We start from the raw sequence: 18,194 nt of genomic DNA, 5'->3' as shown, positions 1-18,194 counted from the left end.
GGGGTAGTCGGTAACATTTAGGCATGCGTATTGCACTGGCTCAGTTGGAATTGTCAGCGTCGGTTGAAGAGAATCTGAACGCGGTGAAGGTGACTATCGCGCGGGCAGCACAGGACAACGCCGATTTGGTGGTTTTCCCCGAAGCCACGATGAAGGCGTTCAATTCCGGTCGCCTGGATGTCGTGGCGGAGTCCAGCAGCGATAGGTTCGTAGCGGAGGTCTCGCAGGCCGCTCACGATGCCGGAATCAGCGTGGTGGTCGGCATGTTCCGGCCGGCAGATGAAGTGGAGCGCGACGGTAAGACGATGCACCGCGTCTTCAATTCGCTGCTTCTGGCTTGGCGTGATGAGGACGGCCCCGGTGTCGAGTTCTACGACAAACTCCACCTCTTCGACGCTTTTGGGTTTCGCGAATCGGATACTGTCGCGCCGGGCAACGCGCACGTGGTCTGTGATGTCCCGCTTGCCGACGGATCGTCGGTCGCCCTCGGTCTTGCGACATGCTTTGACATCAGGTTCCCGGAGCAATTCATTCAACTGGCCAACCTGGGCGCAGAGGTCATCGCGCTGCCTGCATCGTGGAATGATGGCCCGGGCAAGGTAAGGCAGTGGCAGACGCTGGTGTCGGCACGCGCACTGGATAGCACTTGTGTGATTGCGGCAGTCGATGCGGCCCGGCCTGGTGGGGCGAAGGCCGCGGGGAAGGATGAGGGGCCGACCGGCGCGGGGCATTCCATGTTGGTCAATGCGGACGGCGGAGTTATTGCCTCGGCGGGCTACGGCCCGCAGTTGCTTGTGGCCGATGTGGATATAGCGGAGGTGGAGCGGATTCGTCGCTCGATTCCGGTGCTGGAAATTCGCGATCAGGGCTAGCCGGGAAGCAATGAAGCGGGCCGAGTCGAGGGGGCGAAGATTGCGGGATATTAGCCTATAGTTCTACCGATTCGGGCGAAGTCCTTTATATTTCTTATCATGCTGCTCCACATCCTCTGGGTCATCGGAATTACGGCCGAAGGCGTCACCGGCGCACTAGCGGCCGGTCGAATGCGCATGGATCTCTTTGGAGTTTCAACAATTGCGTGCATGACTGCTATCGGCGGCGGTACCCTGCGCGATGTCATTCTCGGTCACTATCCGTTGGTGTGGGTTGCAAGCCCACAATATTTGCTGGTTATTGTCGGTGCAGCACTGATCACGGTGCTGTTGGCCGACTTCCTGATGAAGCACTTCCGGGTCGTGTTCTTGGTCGCTGACGCAATCGGTTTGTCGGCGTTTTCCATCATTGGTGCCCGCGTGGCCATGGAAATGGGGCACGGCGTCATCATCGCTATTGTCGGCGCCGTTCTTACCGGTGCGTTTGGAGGTGTGCTCCGCGACCTGATGTGTGACCGCGTCCCGCTGGTGTTTCAAAAGGAGCTCTATGCCTCCATCGCAGTCGTCGCGGCGACGCTTTACTACGTGCTCGACATGGTTGGCCTGCACGAGAACATCAACATCATCTGTGCGGTGCTGTCCGCACTGTTCATTCGACTAGCGGCGCTTTGGCGTGGCTGGTCGCTGCCGGTATTTGACTATCAGGGGCGCGATTAAATAACTCCCGCACCAGGTTTTCTTGGTGCGGGAGTTTTTAATTGCGCTAGCGACTACCTAGAGGTGCGCACAAGCGCAGATGCACAGCGCGGACGATTAGGAAATCGAAGCCTCGTAGATGCCCTTGACGGACTCAGCCATAGTTGCGTTGAACTCTTCGTCGGACTGCTGAGCGGACAGGCCCTCAGACAGTGCACGGGAGAAGGAAGCAATCATGCCGTGGTTGCGGGACAGGCGCTCGTTGGCGTCCTCGCGCTCGTAGCCACCGGACAGGGCGACAACGCGCATGACCTTCGGGTGCTCAATCAGCGGCTTGTACAGGTCATCCTTGGTTGGGATGGAAACCTTGATCATGACCTTCTGGTCATCAGCCAGGTCATCCAGGCCAGCGAGCAGCTCGCGCAGGACAATGTCCTCAGCCTCTGCCTTGTCAGCAGCGTTGATGTCGACCTCCGGCTCCAGGATCGGAACCAGACCGTGGGACAGAACCTGCTTGCCGAACTCGAACTGCTGAGCAATGTTGGCCTTGATGCCCTCTTCGTTTGCCTCAGCAATGAAGGAACGCATCTTGGTGCCGAAGATGCCCTTAGCGACAGCGCGCTCCAGCAGCTCATCCAGGCCCGGGCACGGCTTCATAAGCTGAACGCCGTTTTCCTTGTCTGCCAGGCCCTTGTCGGTCTTCAGGAACGGGACGATGCCCTTCTTTTCCCACAGGTACTGAGCGGTCGGGATTCCCTCGATGTCGCGATCCATTGTCTGCTCGAAGAGAATCGCGCCAATAATCTGCTCAGAGTTGAAGGACGGGGAAGTGATGATGCGGGTACGCATCTCGTGAACCAGGTCGAACATTTCATCTTCGTTCGAGTACTGATCCTCGTTGATGCCGTACAGGCGCAGAGCCTTCGGGGTAGATCCACCGGACTGGTCGAGAGCGGCGATGAAGCCTTTGCCCTCAGTCATCTGACGTGCCTGCTCGATGTTCATTCGAGTCCTTTCGTGAGAATGAAGGAATGTCACCTACCAGGGTAACCAAAACAGTATGAGTGCGCTGTCCACCCATCACTCACATGGGGGAAGTTGAATCCGGCGGGAGTGTGCTGGTGAGGACGTCGGGCGGTGTGTCGGAGTGTGTTCGCACGTGGTTTCTGGAGCTTTCCAACGTTTTCTAGTGCTTTCCGGCGTGCTACTACGCTTAACGACGCTGCCGAGCTCAATCCTTTTTGCTATAGGTGTGGTGTGAATCACGGTCGGGAAATTGAAAAACTTGAAGTTGAGTGGAACAGACTCAAGGTTGAATGCGTTATGGGTAGTGAATGACAAAGTTGAGCCAAAGGGGCGCAAGTTATGAGTTTTACACCAACAACTAAGACTGGAGAAGTTCTCCAGGAAGCTATGAAGGCCGCGACCAGCGCGGGTAACCCGGATATCCGGCCTGGGCACATTCTGGTAGCACTGCTGGAGCAAAAGGAGGGTATTGCGGCTCCACTGCTTGAAGCAGCGGGCGTTAATCCTTCCGGGGTTTTGACCCGCGCTAAGGAGTTGGTCGCGGGGTACCCGTCGGCAAGCGGGGCGAATATGGCGAACCCACAGTTTAATAGGGACGCCGTTAATGCTCTGAACGCCGCCGAGGAGCTGGCGGGGGAGCTGGGAGACGAGTACGTTTCCACGGAAATTCTGCTTATCGGTGTGGCAACTGGCCAGTCGGAGGCGGCAACTGTACTGCAATCGGCGGGCGCTACTGCCGAGGCATTAAAGGGTGCGCTGACTAGCGTGCGTGGATCGAGGAAGGTAACAACGGAGAATCCGGAAGAGCAGTATCAGGCTCTGGAAAAATATGCGACGGATTTAACCGCGCGGGCACGTGAGGGCAAGATTGACCCAGTTATTGGCCGCGATGTAGAGATTCGTCGCGTGGTACAGGTCTTGAGTCGTCGTACCAAGAACAATCCTGTGCTCATTGGTGAGCCGGGCGTTGGTAAGACGGCAATTGTCGAGGGGCTCGCACGACGCATTGTTGCAGGTGATGTGCCGGAATCTCTGAAGGGCAAGACGCTGATGAGCCTGGATCTAGGCTCCATGGTCGCCGGTGCGAAGTACCGCGGTGAGTTCGAGGAGCGCCTGAAGGCGGTTCTGGACGAGATTAAGGAATCCGACGGTCAGATTATTACCTTCATCGATGAGATTCACACCATCGTTGGCGCTGGCGCCACGGGTGATGGCTCGATGGATGCGGGCAACATGATTAAGCCGATGCTGGCTCGTGGTGAGCTCCGCCTGGTCGGTGCGACGACCTTGGATGAGTACCGCAAGTACATCGAGAAGGATGCTGCGCTGGAGCGTCGTTTCCAGCAGGTCTTTGTCGGTGAGCCGAGCGTTGAGGACGCCATCGGTATTCTGCGTGGCCTGAAGGAACGCTACGAGGTCCACCACGGTGTCCGTATTCAGGACTCCGCGCTAGTGGCTGCAGCAACGCTGTCGGATCGCTACATCACATCCCGCTTCCTGCCGGATAAGGCCATTGACCTGGTGGATGAGGCCGCATCGCGTTTGCGTATGGAGATTGACTCCTCGCCGGAGGAAATCGACTCCGCGGAACGTATTGTGCGCCGCCTCGAAATCGAGGAAATGGCCCTGGAGAAGGAAACTGACATCGCGTCGAAGGAGCGTCTGGACAAGCTTCGTGAGGAACTTGCAGATGAGCGCGAGAAGCTCAACGCTCTGAAGACTCGCTGGCAGAACGAGAAGTCCTCGATTGATGATGTTCGCTCCGTTCGCGAAGAGCTCGATGCCCTGCGCACTGAGTCCGAAAAGGCTGAGCGCGAAGGTGACTACGGGCGCGTCGCAGAGCTGCGTTACGGGCGCATTCCTGAGTTGGAGAAGAAGCTGGAGGCCGCCGAGGAATCGGTCGCTGACGCAGAGGAAAACTCCATGCTCAAGGAGGAGGTTACGCCTCAGGAAGTCGCTGAGGTTGTCTCCGCCTGGACGGGTATCCCGGCTGGCAAGATGATGCAGGGCGAAACCGAGAAGCTACTGGAAATGGAGCTCAACCTCGGCCGTCGCGTCGTTGGTCAGAATGCCGCTGTGGAGGCTGTCTCCGATGCTGTCCGCCGTTCGCGTGCGGGTGTTGCCGATCCGAACCGTCCGACTGGTTCCTTCCTGTTCCTCGGTCCAACTGGCGTTGGTAAGACGGAGCTGGCCAAGGCGCTGGCGGAGTTCCTCTTCGACGATGAGCGTGCGATGGTGCGCATCGATATGTCCGAGTACGGCGAGAAGCACTCTGTCGCTCGTCTGATTGGTGCTCCTCCTGGATACGTCGGCTACGACGCTGGCGGTCAGCTCACCGAGGCTGTTCGTCGCCGTCCGTACACCGTCGTGCTTTTCGACGAGGTCGAGAAGGCTCACCCGGACGTGTTCGATGTGCTCCTGCAGGTGCTCGATGAGGGTCGCCTGACCGATGGTCAGGGCCGAACCGTGGACTTCCGAAACACGATTCTGATTCTGACCTCCAACCTCGGTGCTGGTGGTACGCATGAGCAGATCATGGATGCGGTCAAGATGGCCTTCAAGCCGGAGTTCATCAACCGTCTCGACGATGTAGTGCTCTTCGATCCGCTGACCTCCGAGCAGCTGCGCGGCATTGTGGACATTCAGGTTCGCAACCTGGCAGAACGCCTGGAGGCACGTCGTCTGGTGCTGGATGTCTCCGATGAGGCACTGGATTGGCTGTCGGAGCGCGGCTACGACCCGGCCTACGGCGCCCGTCCGTTGCGTCGTCTGGTGCAGAAGGCAATCGGCGATGAGCTGGCACGTCGACTGCTCGCGGGCGATGTTCGCGATGGTGACCGAGTAGAGGTTACGGTTGCTGACGATGGCGAGTCGCTGAAGGTTGTCGGCTATGGCGAGGACGGCGTAGCCCGGGGCTAGGGCGCCCAATCCTCAGGGCGATACCTGTTCAGCAGGCTGTCCGTTTGTTGGGGCGGTTTGGGAGATTTTTCTCCTGAACTGCCCCTTTTTGTGCTTTTGTTGTCCGGGCTTATGTTCCTTGCGGCCGATCGCGTGGGCTTGTTGCATTCCGGTCGGCCTGGGGTGCACCGGTATAGTGCGCAAATATGACTAACTTTCAGTGGCGACCAGCGACAGACTCCGACCGCCCCTTCATTGCCTGGATGGACGAACTAACGGAAACGTTCGGAGATGAAAGTCAGCCACTGCCGGAAGACTATGTAGTGACGAGGCGTCAATACGTCGACCAGTGGGACGCGAGTCAGGGCGGGGTTATCCTTTTCGCCACTTCGCTTGACGACGCTGACCTCGAGTCGCTCAGTGGCGACATGACCCGCACTGACCCGTTTGAACCGAGAGTTTCTCGCGAAGCTACCTATAGTGCGGCCGCCATTAAGGCGGAATGGTTGGAGCGCGGGGATTCGTCGTCAAGCGAAGAATGCGAGAGCTATGAAGTGCCGGTAGGGGCGGCCTGGCTGCGTACGTTTACGAAGGGCGATCCGGGGTACGGTTTTGTGGAAAATGGGATTCCTGAGGTAGCGATTGCGCTGCGTCCGGGTGTAGTCGGACGCAGGCTGTCGCAGCCGATGATTGCGGGGCTTCTTGAGTATGCGCGTGAGCTGGGGTACCCGGGGGTTAGTCTGGCTGTCCATGATGCCAACCCGCGGGCGGCGAAAGCTTATGTGAAGGCGGGGTTTGAGCTAGTGGGGCGCTCGAGCTTCCCGGACCACGATGTGATGGTGGTGCGGTTTTAGGCTTTCGGCGTGCAGTTTTTTTTGGGGGGGGCTGCGCGGGTGGTGAGGGACTGCGCGAGTTGGTGGGGTTTTCAGGGCGGATGGTGGGGTGTTTAGGCGCTGGAAGCGAGGCAGCGTTTCGGAAAAAGGTTCGAAAAAGTTGACTTAGGGGGTTGTGGTGTGTCGAATGGGTGTGCGATAATGTGGGGGAGGGAAATTAGTTAGTCCATTTGGGGATTCGGATTGCTAGCGTTTTAAAAGGGGGGGTGGGGAAATGTCTACACCATCGGCGTCAAACGGCGGTGGACCGCTTTCGACATCGCAGGTTTTAGATGCGGTTGCGCAGTTTGAAGCTCTGTCGACAGTCATCGTGGAGAACTTCGAAGTACTTGCACCGGATCATGCGCACGACGCATATAAGTCGATTGAGAAAGCGCGAAAACGACTCGCAGTAATTGATGCGACTTATGTGGAGACAATGAAAGGGCGGATGCCCAGCGCGGAGCACCGAAGGATCGCGTGGCTAGCGCAGGAGATGCGAATCTCGCGAGCAGAAGCGAGGCAGCGTATCAATGTCGTCGGACGTCTGAGTAGGAATGTTGATCCGTTTGCTCCGGCGAATGAGGATGTGCGAATGCCGAACCTTCGTCAGAAAGTTGAGGAAGGTGTTGTCGGTGCGGATGCTGTTGCGAAGATTGACAAAGCCGTTCGCGAGCTGCCGGCAACGGAGCATGCACAGCTGTCTAGGCTGCTGGACAAGCACATTGCAGATTTAGTGGACAAAATCCGTGTTGATGATCTCAATAAATTGCCGAACCGTCTGCGGGCGATGCTGGGGGTTGATGACCCGTATACGGATGAGGACCGTGCTCGGAAACGAAGCCTAAAAATCGGTGCTCAAGGGCCGGATGGCATGAGCCGGTTGAGCGGTGTGGTTACGCCTTCGTTTGCGGCGGTGCTCAAAAGGCTGCAGGCAGATTATGCGCGACCTGGCGGGTTGCTCGAAGAAGGTGCCGATGACCAGCGGAATCCGGAGCAGCGTTTCCATGATGCCGTGGAAGCGGCGGTGAATGGGGGCTTTCAACCGGGCGGTGAGCTTCAGCCGGCGCGGGGGACGACATCGGTGGTCACCGTCGCGCATATCGCAGATGTGGCAGCGTTAGCTGGAGTCTCCCTGCCTGAGGGGGAAGATTTTGTACTTCCTGGATCGGGTAAAGCGGTCTCAGACGCGGGAGTGCGAATTTCCATTAGTCAGGCCGTGCAACAGATGGTCGATAGAAATTCGTTCCTCCAAGTCTTGGGGAATGAGGGGCAGACCTTGTACTTTGGTCGATCCCGCAGGCTGGGGACTTTGCCGCAGTATCTGGCCCTTCTTGGAGAGGAAGGAGGTTCCTCCGCGCCGGGCATGGGCACTCCGGGAGCTATGTGCGATGTTCACCATGTGCAGTCGTGGGCTTCCGGTGGTGGCACTGACCTGGATAATCTCACGTTGGTGGATCCGGGTACGCATCGAAAGATCGATGATGCTCGATGTGATGAAAATGCTTGGTGGACGCTCCGGCCGGATGAGGTGCCGGAGATTCTAGGAACTGACGAAGGGGACGGGGTTAGCGGGGAGTGTGAGCCGGCCTCTACTGATCGTGTGGTCTGGGTGCCCCCGAAAGACGAGGAAGGAAACCGGAAAGCGGAATCCAATGAGGACCCCGATACGTTCGATAGCCCGGGGCGCTGGTTGCGTCGTAAAGCGCGAGAGAAACGGACGAGGGACACAGCGGATGGCAATGGTGGGACGGGACAGGATCCCGGTGGGTAGTCGGATTGGGAGGCGGGGCCTGGCTTAGAGGTTGATCTTCCGTTTCGTAGTCAGCTTTGCGTTAATGAAGCGGTTAAGAAAAGGGGTGCCGACGCTGGCGGCATAGTGCAGTAGTTTTTCTGCGGTGGCACAGCCGATTCCATGGCCGGTGCCTGAGATGAAAACGGCCATGTGGGCAGCATCTTCAGACACCTTCCCAAGCTCCTAGTTTTAATAACGTACATATCGCGCTACCAAGTCAATCGATTTAGAATCCGGAATTATGACAACATCCATCTCGGTACAAGAGCTTCGTGACAAGATTGCCGGCGGCGGTCGCATCGTCGTCGTTGACGCACGCTGGTCGCGTGCTAAAAAACCATATGACTCCTACGCCACGGCTCACATCCCACTGGCCGTGTTCTGTGATCCCGAGTTGGACCTAGCAGGTGTTCCAAGCCGAGAAGCTGGTCGCAACCCGTTGCCGGATATCGAGCGTGTGCGCGATGCCGTCCGTCGATGGGGAGTCCGCTCGGAGCATCTGGTGATCGTCTACGACGCGGGCGATGGACTGCTCGCGTCACGTGCTTGGTGGATTCTGCGCTGGGCAGGTTTGGAGAATGTGCGTGTCCTCACCGGTGGGCTAGCTGCTTGGGAAGCAGATGGAAACGAGACTGCCTTCGGGCCCGGAAATCTGCCGCGGCCTGGAACGATTGCAGTGAGTGAAGGCAATATGCCTGTTGCCAGCCTCGATGACGTGCGCACCTGGTCTGAGCGTGGAATTTTGGTGGATGCGCGTGAGCCCAGCCGTTTTGAAGGTCGTAGTGAGCGCGTTGATCTGCAGGCAGGTCACATCCCGGGTGCCGTGAACCTGGCGGCTCGCAGTCTGCAAAATGCCGACGGCTCCTTCCTGCCTGTTGAGCAGCTCCGTGAGCGCTTTGCCTCCGTCGGTATCGAAGACGGTCGCAATGTAGCGGTCTACTCCGGTTCCGGTCTTCATTCCTCGCTGTTCATTCAGGCTATGGAAGAAGCGGGCATCACGGGCGCCGCTCTGTATGTCGGCGGCTGGTCCCAGTGGGCTGGCGATCCGAGCCTGCCTATCGTCCGCTTCTAAGCGGGCCCGGGCCAGGGCGACCGCCCCAGGGCCCTTGATGTGCCGTCCATGTGGCTTTTGCCCCTCGCCCTTTACCGTCCTAGAGAGTCCCGTACGCTCTCTCCTCGGGCATTGGCATTGCGCCAGACGGGGGACGGCATCTTGTCGCTGACCAAATAGAACTGCTTCTGGCTTAAGCTAGGAGATTAATGATTCCCCTAGTATTCACCCTCGCAGCGATTCTCATCATCGCCGCAGTCGCGCTGTTCGTTGTCGACCGCCGCCGTCGCAGCATAAGTGAGACTGCTGTGGCGTCTCCGTCATCGCCATCGCTTTACGACGAGCCCTCGGACTTCACCGGCGAAGTAACCGGTGTGGCGGCAGAAGATGTTGTGCCCGAACTGCCGGATTCTTCAGAGCAAGGAAGCTCCGAGACAGCTTCTGTGGCGAGACCGAATATCGCAGCTGATGCTGACTCTGAGGTTGCCGCTGAGACTGATAGCGCCGCTGCAGTTGATTCTGAAACTGAGGTTTCGACGACAGAACTGGGGACTTCAGCTGTAGAAAAGACACCGACGGAGCCTGAATCTGTCTCGGGAATCGAGCCGGCGGCCACTGCTGAAATGCCCGAAGCAACAGAAGACGCGGGTGCTGCCGAAACATCGGAAGCAGCAGCTGATCTGAATGCGGGAACGGACGTGACTCTCCGAAGCGGCGCGGAGTCTGGCACAGAATCTGGAGCAGGGCCTGGCGCGGAGCCAGCCGAGTCGGTGACTGCTGAAGATACCGATACCGCGGATGAGCCCGAGACAGGTTTAGTGGGCGATGCCGTTGCCACAGGGGCCGACAGCACCACCGCTGCTGACGCTCGCACTGGAACTGTTGGGGGTACAGAATTCCGGGCTGCAGCCGGCGAAAATGCCGAGACTGACGAAGTGCCGCAATCATCCGATCGTGCGGCGCGCACCCAGGCCACCCAGGCCACCCCGCACACTGAGCCCACCCAGCCCGCGCAACCGCAGCGCGCTCAGCAGCAATCAGTGGCCCCTATCCGTCGACGTATCAGCGGTCGCCGTGTGCGTCACTTGCGGAAGGCCTGGGCGCAGGAACGTAATTCTGTCTATAACCGTGTGGACCATGAGCTGCCGTCGTACTGGCAGCGTACGCCGGACGGCGATGCCAAGGCCGTGGTCTCCGGTTTCGCCTTTGGCCGGGAAATGCACCTCGCCGATGTCGGCGGCATCACCACCATCGCCATCCGCCGCTCTGTATCCAGCGATGAGGTTTTCGAGTTGCGCCGCAGCGGCGGCACGACGCTGCCTCACGTAGCTACCGAAGCCGGCCTGGTAGTCGCAGCTACCGACCCAGAGCTCATTCATCGCATCTTCGACGACCGTGCAACCCGCATGCTTGCCGACGTACACCCGGCCATTACCCGCATGTGGTCCGAAAACTCCTGGTCCTTGGCTCAGCTGATTGATAATTCAGTGCCAGAGGACTGGGACGGTGCACTGGCATCGCTGTCGGACTTCTCCGACATTGCGCGCAGGTTGCCACCGGCGGAAGGCGAAACCGTCGCTCCGGACACTAATCAGTGGGATCCCACTCGTTTGCAGCTCACCGAGCAGTCCGTTGACTCTGGTTCCTTGATTTCGGATGGAACCGGGCGTGGGCACTTGCACGCGGTACCAGATCAGCGTCGCAACGGTTCTGCTAACCACGAATCGCAGGATCACAGCTCACAGAACGGGCATGCCCAGAGTCACAGCGCGCAGAATAGCAAGGGCGAAGAGCCGCTGGACGTTGAGGAAATTGTTTACGCAGATTCTCCTTCGTCCTCGTCCGCTGCTACCGCGGATGCAACCACGGATGATTCGCAGTGGCCGTCGCAAAGCAATGCACAACCCACGGTGGTGCAGGCGATTGACGGTTCGTCGTGGCGCCCTACGCGGGATATACCGCTGGATCCGACGGCGCTGCCTTCGCGGTCAACGGCACGAAAGATGGGTGCAAACGTTGGTGAGTCGGAGGACATTGGGGATTCTGGCCAGCAGATTCCTGCGCTTGGTGAGGACCCCGAACATAGCCGGATGCGCTCGAGCCAGGGGCGTGTGGTGCGATCAATTGTGAAGCCCGCCAGTATTTTTACCGACGCCGCCCCAGACCTCGACAGCAGCGACGACCCCACCGAATCTGTATCCGAGGACAAGGGCGCAACCCCTGATTCCGCGGACGAGTAGAACCAGACATATCCTTGAGCACACAGTCGTTTATTTAGGAGACAACCTCAGATGAGCATCCACACGAGCAATGTCAATCAGGAGAAGCTGCAGCGTTTGGCCGAGTTGGTCAAGGAGCTGGCGGTTGTCCATGGCAAGGTCACGCTGTCGTCTGGACGTGAGGCTGACTACTACGTTGACCTGCGCCGCGCCACCCTACATCATGAGGCCTCGCGTCTGATTGGTTCCCTGCTACGGGAGCTCACTGCAGACTGGGACTACGCGCACGTCGGTGGTCTGACGCTTGGCGCGGACCCGGTGGCTACCTCTGTCATGCACGCCGAAGGGCGCCCAATTGATGCCTTTGTGGTGCGTAAGGAAGCCAAGAAGCACGGCATGCAGCGCCGCATCGAGGGGCCGGACATTGTGGGCAAGAAGGTCCTGGTTGTTGAGGACACCACCACGACGGGCAACTCTCCGCTGACCGCCGTCGCTGCCCTACGTGAGGCCGGTGCTGAGGTTGTCGGTGTCGCCACGGTGGTTGACCGCGCGACGGGTGCCGGCGAGGTCATCAAGGCTGAAGGCCTGGAGTACCGTTATCTGCTCGGTTTGGATGACTTGGGTCTGGCCTAAGAATCTGAGCGCTAGAGCTATCGCCGAGCCTCACCCTGCTCGCCGAGCCTCACCCTGCTCGCCGAGCCTCACCCAGCTCACCGCCCCAACGCAGTCCCACGAAAGAGGAACATCCCCATGACCACCAAGCGCGCAGGACTCCTGTCCAAGCTCACCACGACCAAACTTCCCGGCACCAAGGAAACCGTCGCTGACATGTTTGTGCGTCGCACGGGCGAGGGCCTCGGCGCACTCGTCGGTATCGCCAGCGCAAGCTCCGACACCCGCCGTGCCCCAGAACGTGCCGGCTATATCGCCGCCAGTGCGGTCAACGTTGTCTCCAGTGCCTTCGGCTGGGAGACTCCACGTCGAGTTTCCAAGACTGTCCTCATGCCACTGTTGGCGGCCAATGTTTGGCGCCGTCGCCACGAGACGTCTCGCTTTACGACGACCACCCTGCTCATCGGCCTCGCCGGCGGTTGGCTGGGCGACTTGATTCTCATGCCGAATAAGCCGAACCTGAACCGCGGTTCTGTGCCGTTCGCAGTTAACCAGGTTGCCTACCACGTGCTGCTGTGGCGTGCCGGAGCTCGGATTAGCGCGCTGCGTGCTGCCATTCGCTTCCCACTGTGGGCTGGTTCGGTACCGCTGGTCGGTGCTGTAAAGCCCGAGGCGCTGCCCGCTGCTGTTGGCTACGGTCCGCTGCTGGCTGTGACCTCCGCACTGGCCGATGACCCGGCGCTGCTGGAGGGTGCCGGTGCTGTCGGTACTGATGAGCAGACCGGCCTGCCGATTGCCGATGCCGCCTACGGCCTCGGCCACGGTGGCAACCTGTTCCTCGTCTCCGACACGCTACTGATGGCTCGAAAGATGTTTGCGGAGGAGGGCGTCGTCGGCAAGCTTCTGAATGCGGCAGTGATGGACACCTACACCGTGGCGCAGTTGTTCCTGGTCGAGGGGCTGTTGGCTCTTGACCGCGCCTGAGCCCGGGAAGGGGCCGACGGAATGGTTTGAGGCTCGTGTCGGGGTGGGGCCGTGGGAGCAGGAGCACCCGAACGAACCCCGGCCGACCGGCCCAGAATACGATGAGCAGCTTCTGGATGAGGGCGACCGACGTAATGTCGTCGATGCCTACCGCTACTGGACGATGGAGGCTATCGTCGCGGAGCTGGATAAGCGTCGTCATCCGTTGCATATCGCCATCGAGAATTTTGAGAATGACTCCAACATTGGCACCGTGGTACGCACCGCAAATGCCTTCCTGGTGGAGGCCGTGCACATCGTGGGGCGCAAGCGTTGGAATCGTCGCGGCGCGATGGTGACTGACCGCTACCAGCACTTGCTGCACCACGAGACGGTGTCGGAGGTCATTAGCTGGGCGCGCGAGCATGATTTGGCTGTCGTGGCCGTGGACAATGTGCCGGGCTCCGTACCCATCGAAACCGTTGAGTTGCCCGAGCGTTGTCTTTTGCTCTTCGGCCAGGAGGGGCCGGGAGTGACTGAAGAAGCACAGCAGGCGGCGGATTTGACGGTGTCGATTGCCCAATTTGGCTCGACGCGTTCGATAAATGCGGGGGTAGCGGCGGGTATTGCCATGCACTCTTGGATTCGTACTCATGCAGATATCACCGCGGCCTGGTAATTGTCTGCTTAGGTGTTTTATTTCGAAGGCTGTTTTAGAGCTGTTTCACAGCCGTTTTAAGGAGAGCCAGTGGTTCTAAAAATGTCGCGTCCGGAGGCCGAAACGTGGGCCTATCGTGCGGACGTGGCTGAACAGGCGATTCGCAACCGTCATGCGGCGAAGCTGTGGGGTCTTCCGGGCACGAATTTGGCAATGGCTTCCTGGCCCGCGCCGCTTCGACATAAGGTCTTCATCAACTGGCATTACTGGTGGCAGGCGCAGTATCTCGACTGCCTGGTAGACGCAGCCAAGCGCGTGCCTTCTAAGGAGAAGTACCGCGCTATCCGCCAGACCACTCGGGGTATCCGCATTCGCAACCTCACGCTGCTGACCAAGAACAAGTACTACGACGATCGCGCGTGGATGGCGTTGGCGCTCGGGCGTGCCGACGCTGTCCTCGGCGCATCGGTGCCCAAGAAGACGACAGCACGGCTGATTTCATGCTTGGGCGATGGTCGGCAGGAGTCCACGGGTGTGCTGCCGTGGCGTGAGCAGGACCTCTTTTTCAACGTCCCCTCGAACGGTCCTGCAGCCATCGCTCTGGCCCGGGCTGGTCGTATCAAGGAGGCAGAGGAACTTATCGATTGGGTTTACGCCAACCTCCTGTCGGACTCAGGGCTGCTCTACGACGGCATTCGCTTGTCCATGGCAGGTGCCGTCGTGCAGAAGGGCATGTTTACGTACAACCAGGGTGTCATGATTGGCGCTTGCCTCGAAGTGGGACTTGCGCTTCGGGCGCACGGCCAGCGTGAACAGGCGACGAAGTATTTCACGCGCGTGCAAAACCTCATCCACGCGGTGGCAAAGGATTTGGCGACCACCGACAATGTTATCGCCGGTGCCGGTGGCGGCGATGGTGGTCTGTTCAACGGCATCCTGGTGCGATACCTCGCCGATGCGGCGGTGCGTTTGCCTGGAGACAATCGCATGAATCGCGCGGCAGCTCGCATTGCTCGCCGACTGGTTCTGGCTTCGGGGGAGAAGTGCTGGTACCACCGCCTCGAGGTTGATGGCCTGCCGCTTTTCCCCGCAGATTGGAACGATAATGCTCAGTTCCCACAGGGCGGTTCGGTTGCGCAATCAGTCGGTGGCGCGGTTCGCGGTTCGGCGATTAAGGAGCGTGACCTCTCTGTCCAACTGTCGGGTTGGATGCTGATGGAAGCGTGCGCCCGAGTGGCCGATTTTGTTGCGACCAAGCTGGAAAATGGTGAGTCGTTGGATTCGACGAAGCCGAGCTGCCCGGAGTAGTCGGGGAACGCTAGTTGGTCGTCATCTGGCGCTTGCCGACGTTGTACCACCGCGCTGTGCCCGCCGTTGCCAACAGGGAGTCACCTACTGAGCCCCTGCCATCGCCACGTGATGCCTGGCACAATAGGACGCATGAAACTCAATGACATGATGGCTCCTGCTCCCGTGAAGCTCCCCGTTCTTGACGAGGCCGTTGCTGCCCGCAACGGTGGCGCAAGCCCGGAGGCCGTGGTTCGCGCATGCCCGCGCGATTCCCAGGCTTGGGCGGATTTGGCTGAAAGCGCCTTGTCCGAGGGCCAGGAGATTCAGGCCTATGCCTTCGCTCGCACTGGTTACCACCGCGGTCTGGACCTGCTGCGTGGAAACGGCTGGAAGGGGTTCGGAGCCATTCCGTGGGAGCACGAGCCGAATCGTGGTGTGCTCCGCGCCTTCGCAGCGTTGGCTAAGGCTGCTAAGGCTATCGGCGAGGATGATGAATTCGATCGCATGATGGCGTTGCTGCGTGACAGTGATGAATCCGCGTTGCCAGAACTGGGTCTTTAATCGCGCATAGAGATTCAGCGGGCACATAAGAGTGCACAACAGCACAACGGGTACATAAAAAGCGCACAGTTTTTTACATGAGGATGGTGACTTCGGCATGGCTGGCATAGCTGGTGGGGAAGATAAGGATGCCGCAGCTGCCAGGAATCTAGAGGACCTTGCTCCCGCGCATGTCGACGACCTCGTCGAAGCTAAGGAAACGCAATTCGTCGAGGATAATCCGCGCCCGGATTTCCAAGATTTTCGCAATACGTACCTACATCCGGCCTCCCGCGCAGCAAACAAGCTGCGTCAGAAAGTGAGGCCCCGCACGCGTTTCCTCCATGCGATTGACCGTGTGCGCTCCCGTTGGATGCTCATTGTCCAAGCCACGTTAGCCGCTGGGTTGGCCTACTGGTTCGCACTTGAGGTACTGGGGCACCCCAACCCGTTCTTCGCGCCGATGGCCGCTTTCATCAGCCTCAACGTGATGACCGCAGGTCCTCGCCTAAAGCACTCTGTGGAGTTGGTGCTCGGCGCCTCGTTGGGAGTCGGCATTGGTGATGTGATTATCTCCATCCTCGGCTCGGGTATCTGGCAGCTGACTGTCGGTGTGTTCGTCGCCATGGTCATTGGCGTGTTTGTCGGTCGCGGTCCGCTTGTGGTCAACCAAGCGGCATCTTCAGCCGTGCTCATCGCCACCATTATTCCGCCGGGCACCGCCGGTTCTTATTACCGAATGATCGATGCTCTCGTCGGTGGTGTGGTGGGCATTATTGTGCTCATGATATTGCCGCGAAGCCCGCTGGCGGGTGCTCGCCGCAAGGTGGCCAAGGTCCTCGACATGGGTGCAGACGTACTTTATGACATCGGCATCGGCATGAAAGAGGGCGACACCGATCGCATCCGCACCGCACTGAGCGTGGTGCGCTCCATGCAGGCGCAGGTCTCGCTGATGGACCGCACTGTCGCCGACGCGGGCGAGCAGGTCCGTATCTCGCCGTTGCTCTGGCGCTCTCGGGATAGAATCCACTCGCTGTCGCGCATGGTACATCCCGTCGACAACGCCATGCGCAACATCCGTGTGCTCGCGCGTCGCGCTATCACCGCACGTGAGGATCACATCGACTTCTCGTCCGAACTGTGCGCACTTGTTCTCGGCGTGTCTGAAGGTACGCGCCTGGTCAGTCATGTGCTTGACGACGAAGCCGCCGTGCGCCGAATCCCAGAGTGGGGCGAGTTGCCTTTCGAATCCGGCGACATCGCTATCGCTCAGCTTTCCGAGGGATCCGGAGAGGTCAAGCTTGAAGACGTGGTTCGGTACTTGCGTCGTCTAGCGGCGAAAATGCACCCGCGCGTGATCGAGGACGCAACGCTGTCGGAACAGGTTGTGTTTGCGCAGTCCCGCTCCTTGGTGGTGGACCTGTTGCAGGTGTGTGGCCTGTCCAGACGTTCAGCTGTGGCAACGCTGCCGCCGACGACGCCGTTCCCAGCAATGCCGCCGGAGGTATGGGACGAGTAGCCGGTGAGGCGTGGGCGAGTAGTGGCTCGCTAGGCGCCAGGCGGTTACTGCCCACGTGCTCCGGCGCACATGCTACTGCCCACGTGCTACTGCAGCGTGCTCTAGTGCGGTACGCGCTTGACCTCGACGCCACCGAAAGCGACGAAGCCGCGCACAATAATCTTCGGAGCCTGTCCTGCGCCAGGAGCAGGAAGGTTACGTCCCGGGTTTCCAGTAACATCCGTGCCTCCGAAGATGGGCAGCACGTCGACATCAACCTGGTAGTGGTCGGGGACAATGACGTCGACTCCACCGAAGGCGCAGCCAATGTTGACGACAGTGGTTTCCGCGGTAAGGATGGCCTCGCGGAAATCCAAGCCAGTCCCGCCGAAGGCCGCCACCGTGGTGTGCGTGGGAGCGCACGTCCAAGGGCCTCTCTTGTCGGTGCCGCCAAAGATGCCGATGGAGAGCTTCGAACCAGTTGCCGCGGCGGAGCTATCAATCCGGGCTGGTTGATGATTGCTGGCTGCATTCGGTGCCACTGAATGGTGCTCGTCCGGGACGCTGTGCAGGTTCGGGCGCAGGTTAGGGTTTGGGTGCGCATGTGGAGTCGGCTCGGCCAGGTTCGCGGGCAGCGACAAGTCCTGTGTCAATGTGGGCAACTCATCAATGTACGTTGCCTTTTGGGCTTTCTCGGTGCGCTCCTGCAGTTCCGCAAAGTCAATCTGGCCATCGCGGAATGCCCATTCCAAGCGTTCCAGCGCAGTGTGGCGGGCTTGGTCGCCAGCGCGTAGCCGTGGGGTGTTGTCAGTCATGATGCTGTCCTATCGAGGCAGTGGCGGGCAGGGGCTTTAACACCCAAATGTTATCTGTACTCGAGCTATCGCGCAGGCCACTTTCGCGCAAGCCACTTTCTCACGGGCAGACCGTGGCTATTGCCCCGACGCAGTTAGTGCACAATCTGCAAGTCGCGAAGGTGTCGGTACAGAGTTGTCTTCTCTCGCGGCTTTCGAGACTCGACTCCATCGCGCACATATCGGAAGCCCAGGCCACCAACTTGAACTGCCCGACCCGTCATCGGACGGTGTAGCTCGCGGGCCGGGGCTTCTTTCGCTTTACGACGGCCACCGCGCCCCAATCCGAGTCGGCTCAGCAGGCCTTTGTTGCCTCCATCCTCGTTACCGATTTCCGCTTCCGGAGC

General features: G+C 59.6%; 16 protein-coding genes and 1 pseudogene. 13 read left to right on the top strand and 4 right to left on the bottom strand.

The genetic code is table 11. The annotated features are described in order from the left end of the window. The first annotated feature begins 23 nt into the window (after nucleotides 1–23). Both ADB02_RS01435 and ADB02_RS01430 read left to right on the top strand, forming a co-directional pair. Complete coding sequence (locus ADB02_RS01435; RefSeq protein WP_049171725.1) at nucleotides 24–872, top strand: nitrilase-related carbon-nitrogen hydrolase; 849 nt, start codon at nucleotides 24–26, stop codon at nucleotides 870–872. Between the two features lie 99 nt (nucleotides 873–971). Further along, nucleotides 972–1,589: a trimeric intracellular cation channel family protein gene (locus ADB02_RS01430; RefSeq protein ID WP_016421558.1), complete on the top strand. Its 618-nt coding sequence runs from the start codon at nucleotides 972–974 to the stop codon at nucleotides 1,587–1,589. Nucleotides 1,590–1,685: 96 nt separating this feature from the next. Here the strand turns inward: ADB02_RS01430 and ADB02_RS01425 are convergent, their stop codons facing one another. Further along, the gene (locus tag ADB02_RS01425) at nucleotides 1,686–2,573 is read right to left on the bottom strand and encodes a fructose bisphosphate aldolase (RefSeq protein ID WP_038626781.1); all 888 of its coding nucleotides are present in this window, start codon (nucleotides 2,571–2,573) and stop codon (nucleotides 1,686–1,688) included. Between the two features lie 360 nt (nucleotides 2,574–2,933). Between ADB02_RS01425 and clpB the strand changes: the two genes are divergently transcribed. The 3 genes from clpB to ADB02_RS01410 all read left to right on the top strand — a co-directional run bounded on the left by clpB (nucleotide 2,934) and on the right by ADB02_RS01410 (nucleotide 8,138). Further along, nucleotides 2,934–5,513, top strand: a complete 2,580-nt coding sequence (clpB, locus tag ADB02_RS01420; protein WP_049189442.1) for an ATP-dependent chaperone ClpB — start codon at nucleotides 2,934–2,936, stop codon at nucleotides 5,511–5,513. 185 nt (nucleotides 5,514–5,698) lie between these two features. Beyond that, on the top strand, nucleotides 5,699–6,346 hold the full coding sequence (locus tag ADB02_RS01415) for a GNAT family N-acetyltransferase (protein ID WP_049171720.1): 648 nt from the start codon (nucleotides 5,699–5,701) through the stop codon (nucleotides 6,344–6,346). A gap of 253 nt (nucleotides 6,347–6,599) precedes the next feature. Then, nucleotides 6,600–8,138 (top strand): HNH endonuclease signature motif containing protein, encoded by a 1,539-nt coding sequence (locus ADB02_RS01410; protein ID WP_049169846.1) that lies wholly within the window; start codon nucleotides 6,600–6,602, stop codon nucleotides 8,136–8,138. A 24-nt stretch (nucleotides 8,139–8,162) separates the two neighbouring features. Here ADB02_RS01410 and ADB02_RS11610 read toward each other — a convergent pair whose 3' ends face one another. Continuing rightward, entirely contained in the window at nucleotides 8,163–8,330 is a 168-nt protein-coding gene (locus ADB02_RS11610; protein WP_187401481.1) for a hypothetical protein, read from the bottom strand. A gap of 70 nt (nucleotides 8,331–8,400) precedes the next feature. Here ADB02_RS11610 and ADB02_RS01405 point away from each other — a divergent pair, with 70 nt between their 5' ends. From ADB02_RS01405 to ADB02_RS01370, 8 genes are all read left to right on the top strand, one after another. Beyond that, nucleotides 8,401–9,231 (top strand): sulfurtransferase, encoded by an 831-nt coding sequence (locus ADB02_RS01405; RefSeq protein WP_049189441.1) that lies wholly within the window; start codon nucleotides 8,401–8,403, stop codon nucleotides 9,229–9,231. Nucleotides 9,232–9,419: 188 nt separating this feature from the next. Beyond that, nucleotides 9,420–11,450 carry a hypothetical protein gene (locus tag ADB02_RS01400; protein ID WP_049189440.1) on the top strand — a complete coding sequence of 677 codons (2,031 nt, stop codon included), beginning with the start codon at nucleotides 9,420–9,422 and terminating at the stop codon, nucleotides 11,448–11,450. A gap of 51 nt (nucleotides 11,451–11,501) precedes the next feature. After that, nucleotides 11,502–12,062: an orotate phosphoribosyltransferase gene (gene pyrE / locus ADB02_RS01395; RefSeq protein ID WP_049189439.1), complete on the top strand. Its 561-nt coding sequence runs from the start codon at nucleotides 11,502–11,504 to the stop codon at nucleotides 12,060–12,062. 117 nt (nucleotides 12,063–12,179) lie between these two features. Next, nucleotides 12,180–13,025 (top strand): lysoplasmalogenase, encoded by an 846-nt coding sequence (locus ADB02_RS01390; RefSeq protein WP_016421548.1) that lies wholly within the window; start codon nucleotides 12,180–12,182, stop codon nucleotides 13,023–13,025. Continuing rightward, entirely contained in the window at nucleotides 13,012–13,683 is a 672-nt protein-coding gene (locus ADB02_RS01385) for a TrmH family RNA methyltransferase (protein WP_038626765.1), read from the top strand. The genes ADB02_RS01390 and ADB02_RS01385 overlap by 14 nt, the downstream gene beginning before the upstream one ends. A 69-nt stretch (nucleotides 13,684–13,752) precedes the next feature. After that, nucleotides 13,753–14,970, top strand: a complete 1,218-nt coding sequence (locus tag ADB02_RS01380; RefSeq protein ID WP_049169856.1) for a glycoside hydrolase family 76 protein — start codon at nucleotides 13,753–13,755, stop codon at nucleotides 14,968–14,970. A gap of 132 nt (nucleotides 14,971–15,102) precedes the next feature. Beyond that, complete coding sequence (locus ADB02_RS01375; RefSeq protein ID WP_016421545.1) at nucleotides 15,103–15,513, top strand: DUF3151 domain-containing protein; 411 nt, start codon at nucleotides 15,103–15,105, stop codon at nucleotides 15,511–15,513. 97 nt (nucleotides 15,514–15,610) lie between these two features. Further along, nucleotides 15,611–17,014, top strand: a complete 1,404-nt coding sequence (locus ADB02_RS01370; protein WP_005510217.1) for an FUSC family protein — start codon at nucleotides 15,611–15,613, stop codon at nucleotides 17,012–17,014. 101 nt (nucleotides 17,015–17,115) lie between these two features. On the opposite strand, the gene ADB02_RS01365 is transcribed toward ADB02_RS01370, so the two are convergent. After that, nucleotides 17,116–17,808 carry a DUF1707 SHOCT-like domain-containing protein gene (locus tag ADB02_RS01365; RefSeq protein ID WP_049169860.1) on the bottom strand — a complete coding sequence of 231 codons (693 nt, stop codon included), beginning with the start codon at nucleotides 17,806–17,808 and terminating at the stop codon, nucleotides 17,116–17,118. 134 nt (nucleotides 17,809–17,942) lie between these two features. After that, a pseudogene (locus ADB02_RS01360) lies at nucleotides 17,943–18,194 on the bottom strand (hypothetical protein); the annotation flags it as partial.

Source organism: Corynebacterium sp. 212_CJEI, from assembly GCF_001055915.1.
GTDB classification, from domain to species: Bacteria; Actinomycetota; Actinomycetes; order Mycobacteriales; family Mycobacteriaceae; genus Corynebacterium; species Corynebacterium jeikeium_D.
Note: the sequence above shows the minus strand (reverse complement) of the source record. Positions and strands in the feature narration are given on the sequence as shown.

Bases quoted from the DNA above. Each gene is read 5' to 3' on its own strand.
- ADB02_RS01405 (WP_049189441.1), top strand. From the start codon at position 8,401: ATGACAACATCCATCTCGGTACAAGAGCTTCGTGACAAGATTGCCGGC.
- ADB02_RS01425 (WP_038626781.1), bottom strand. From the start codon at position 2,573: ATGAACATCGAGCAGGCACGTCAGATGACTGAGGGCAAAGGCTTCATC.
- ADB02_RS01365 (WP_049169860.1), bottom strand. From the start codon at position 17,808: ATGACTGACAACACCCCACGGCTACGCGCTGGCGACCAAGCCCGCCAC.
- ADB02_RS01410 (WP_049169846.1), top strand. From the start codon at position 6,600: ATGTCTACACCATCGGCGTCAAACGGCGGTGGACCGCTTTCGACATCG.
- ADB02_RS01390 (WP_016421548.1), top strand. From the start codon at position 12,180: ATGACCACCAAGCGCGCAGGACTCCTGTCCAAGCTCACCACGACCAAA.
- ADB02_RS01415 (WP_049171720.1), top strand. From the start codon at position 5,699: ATGACTAACTTTCAGTGGCGACCAGCGACAGACTCCGACCGCCCCTTC.
- ADB02_RS01400 (WP_049189440.1), top strand. From the start codon at position 9,420: ATGATTCCCCTAGTATTCACCCTCGCAGCGATTCTCATCATCGCCGCA.
- ADB02_RS01370 (WP_005510217.1), top strand. From the start codon at position 15,611: ATGGCTGGCATAGCTGGTGGGGAAGATAAGGATGCCGCAGCTGCCAGG.
- ADB02_RS01430 (WP_016421558.1), top strand. From the start codon at position 972: ATGCTGCTCCACATCCTCTGGGTCATCGGAATTACGGCCGAAGGCGTC.
- clpB (WP_049189442.1), top strand. From the start codon at position 2,934: ATGAGTTTTACACCAACAACTAAGACTGGAGAAGTTCTCCAGGAAGCT.
- ADB02_RS01375 (WP_016421545.1), top strand. From the start codon at position 15,103: ATGAAACTCAATGACATGATGGCTCCTGCTCCCGTGAAGCTCCCCGTT.
- pyrE (WP_049189439.1), top strand. From the start codon at position 11,502: ATGAGCATCCACACGAGCAATGTCAATCAGGAGAAGCTGCAGCGTTTG.
- ADB02_RS01435 (WP_049171725.1), top strand. From the start codon at position 24: ATGCGTATTGCACTGGCTCAGTTGGAATTGTCAGCGTCGGTTGAAGAG.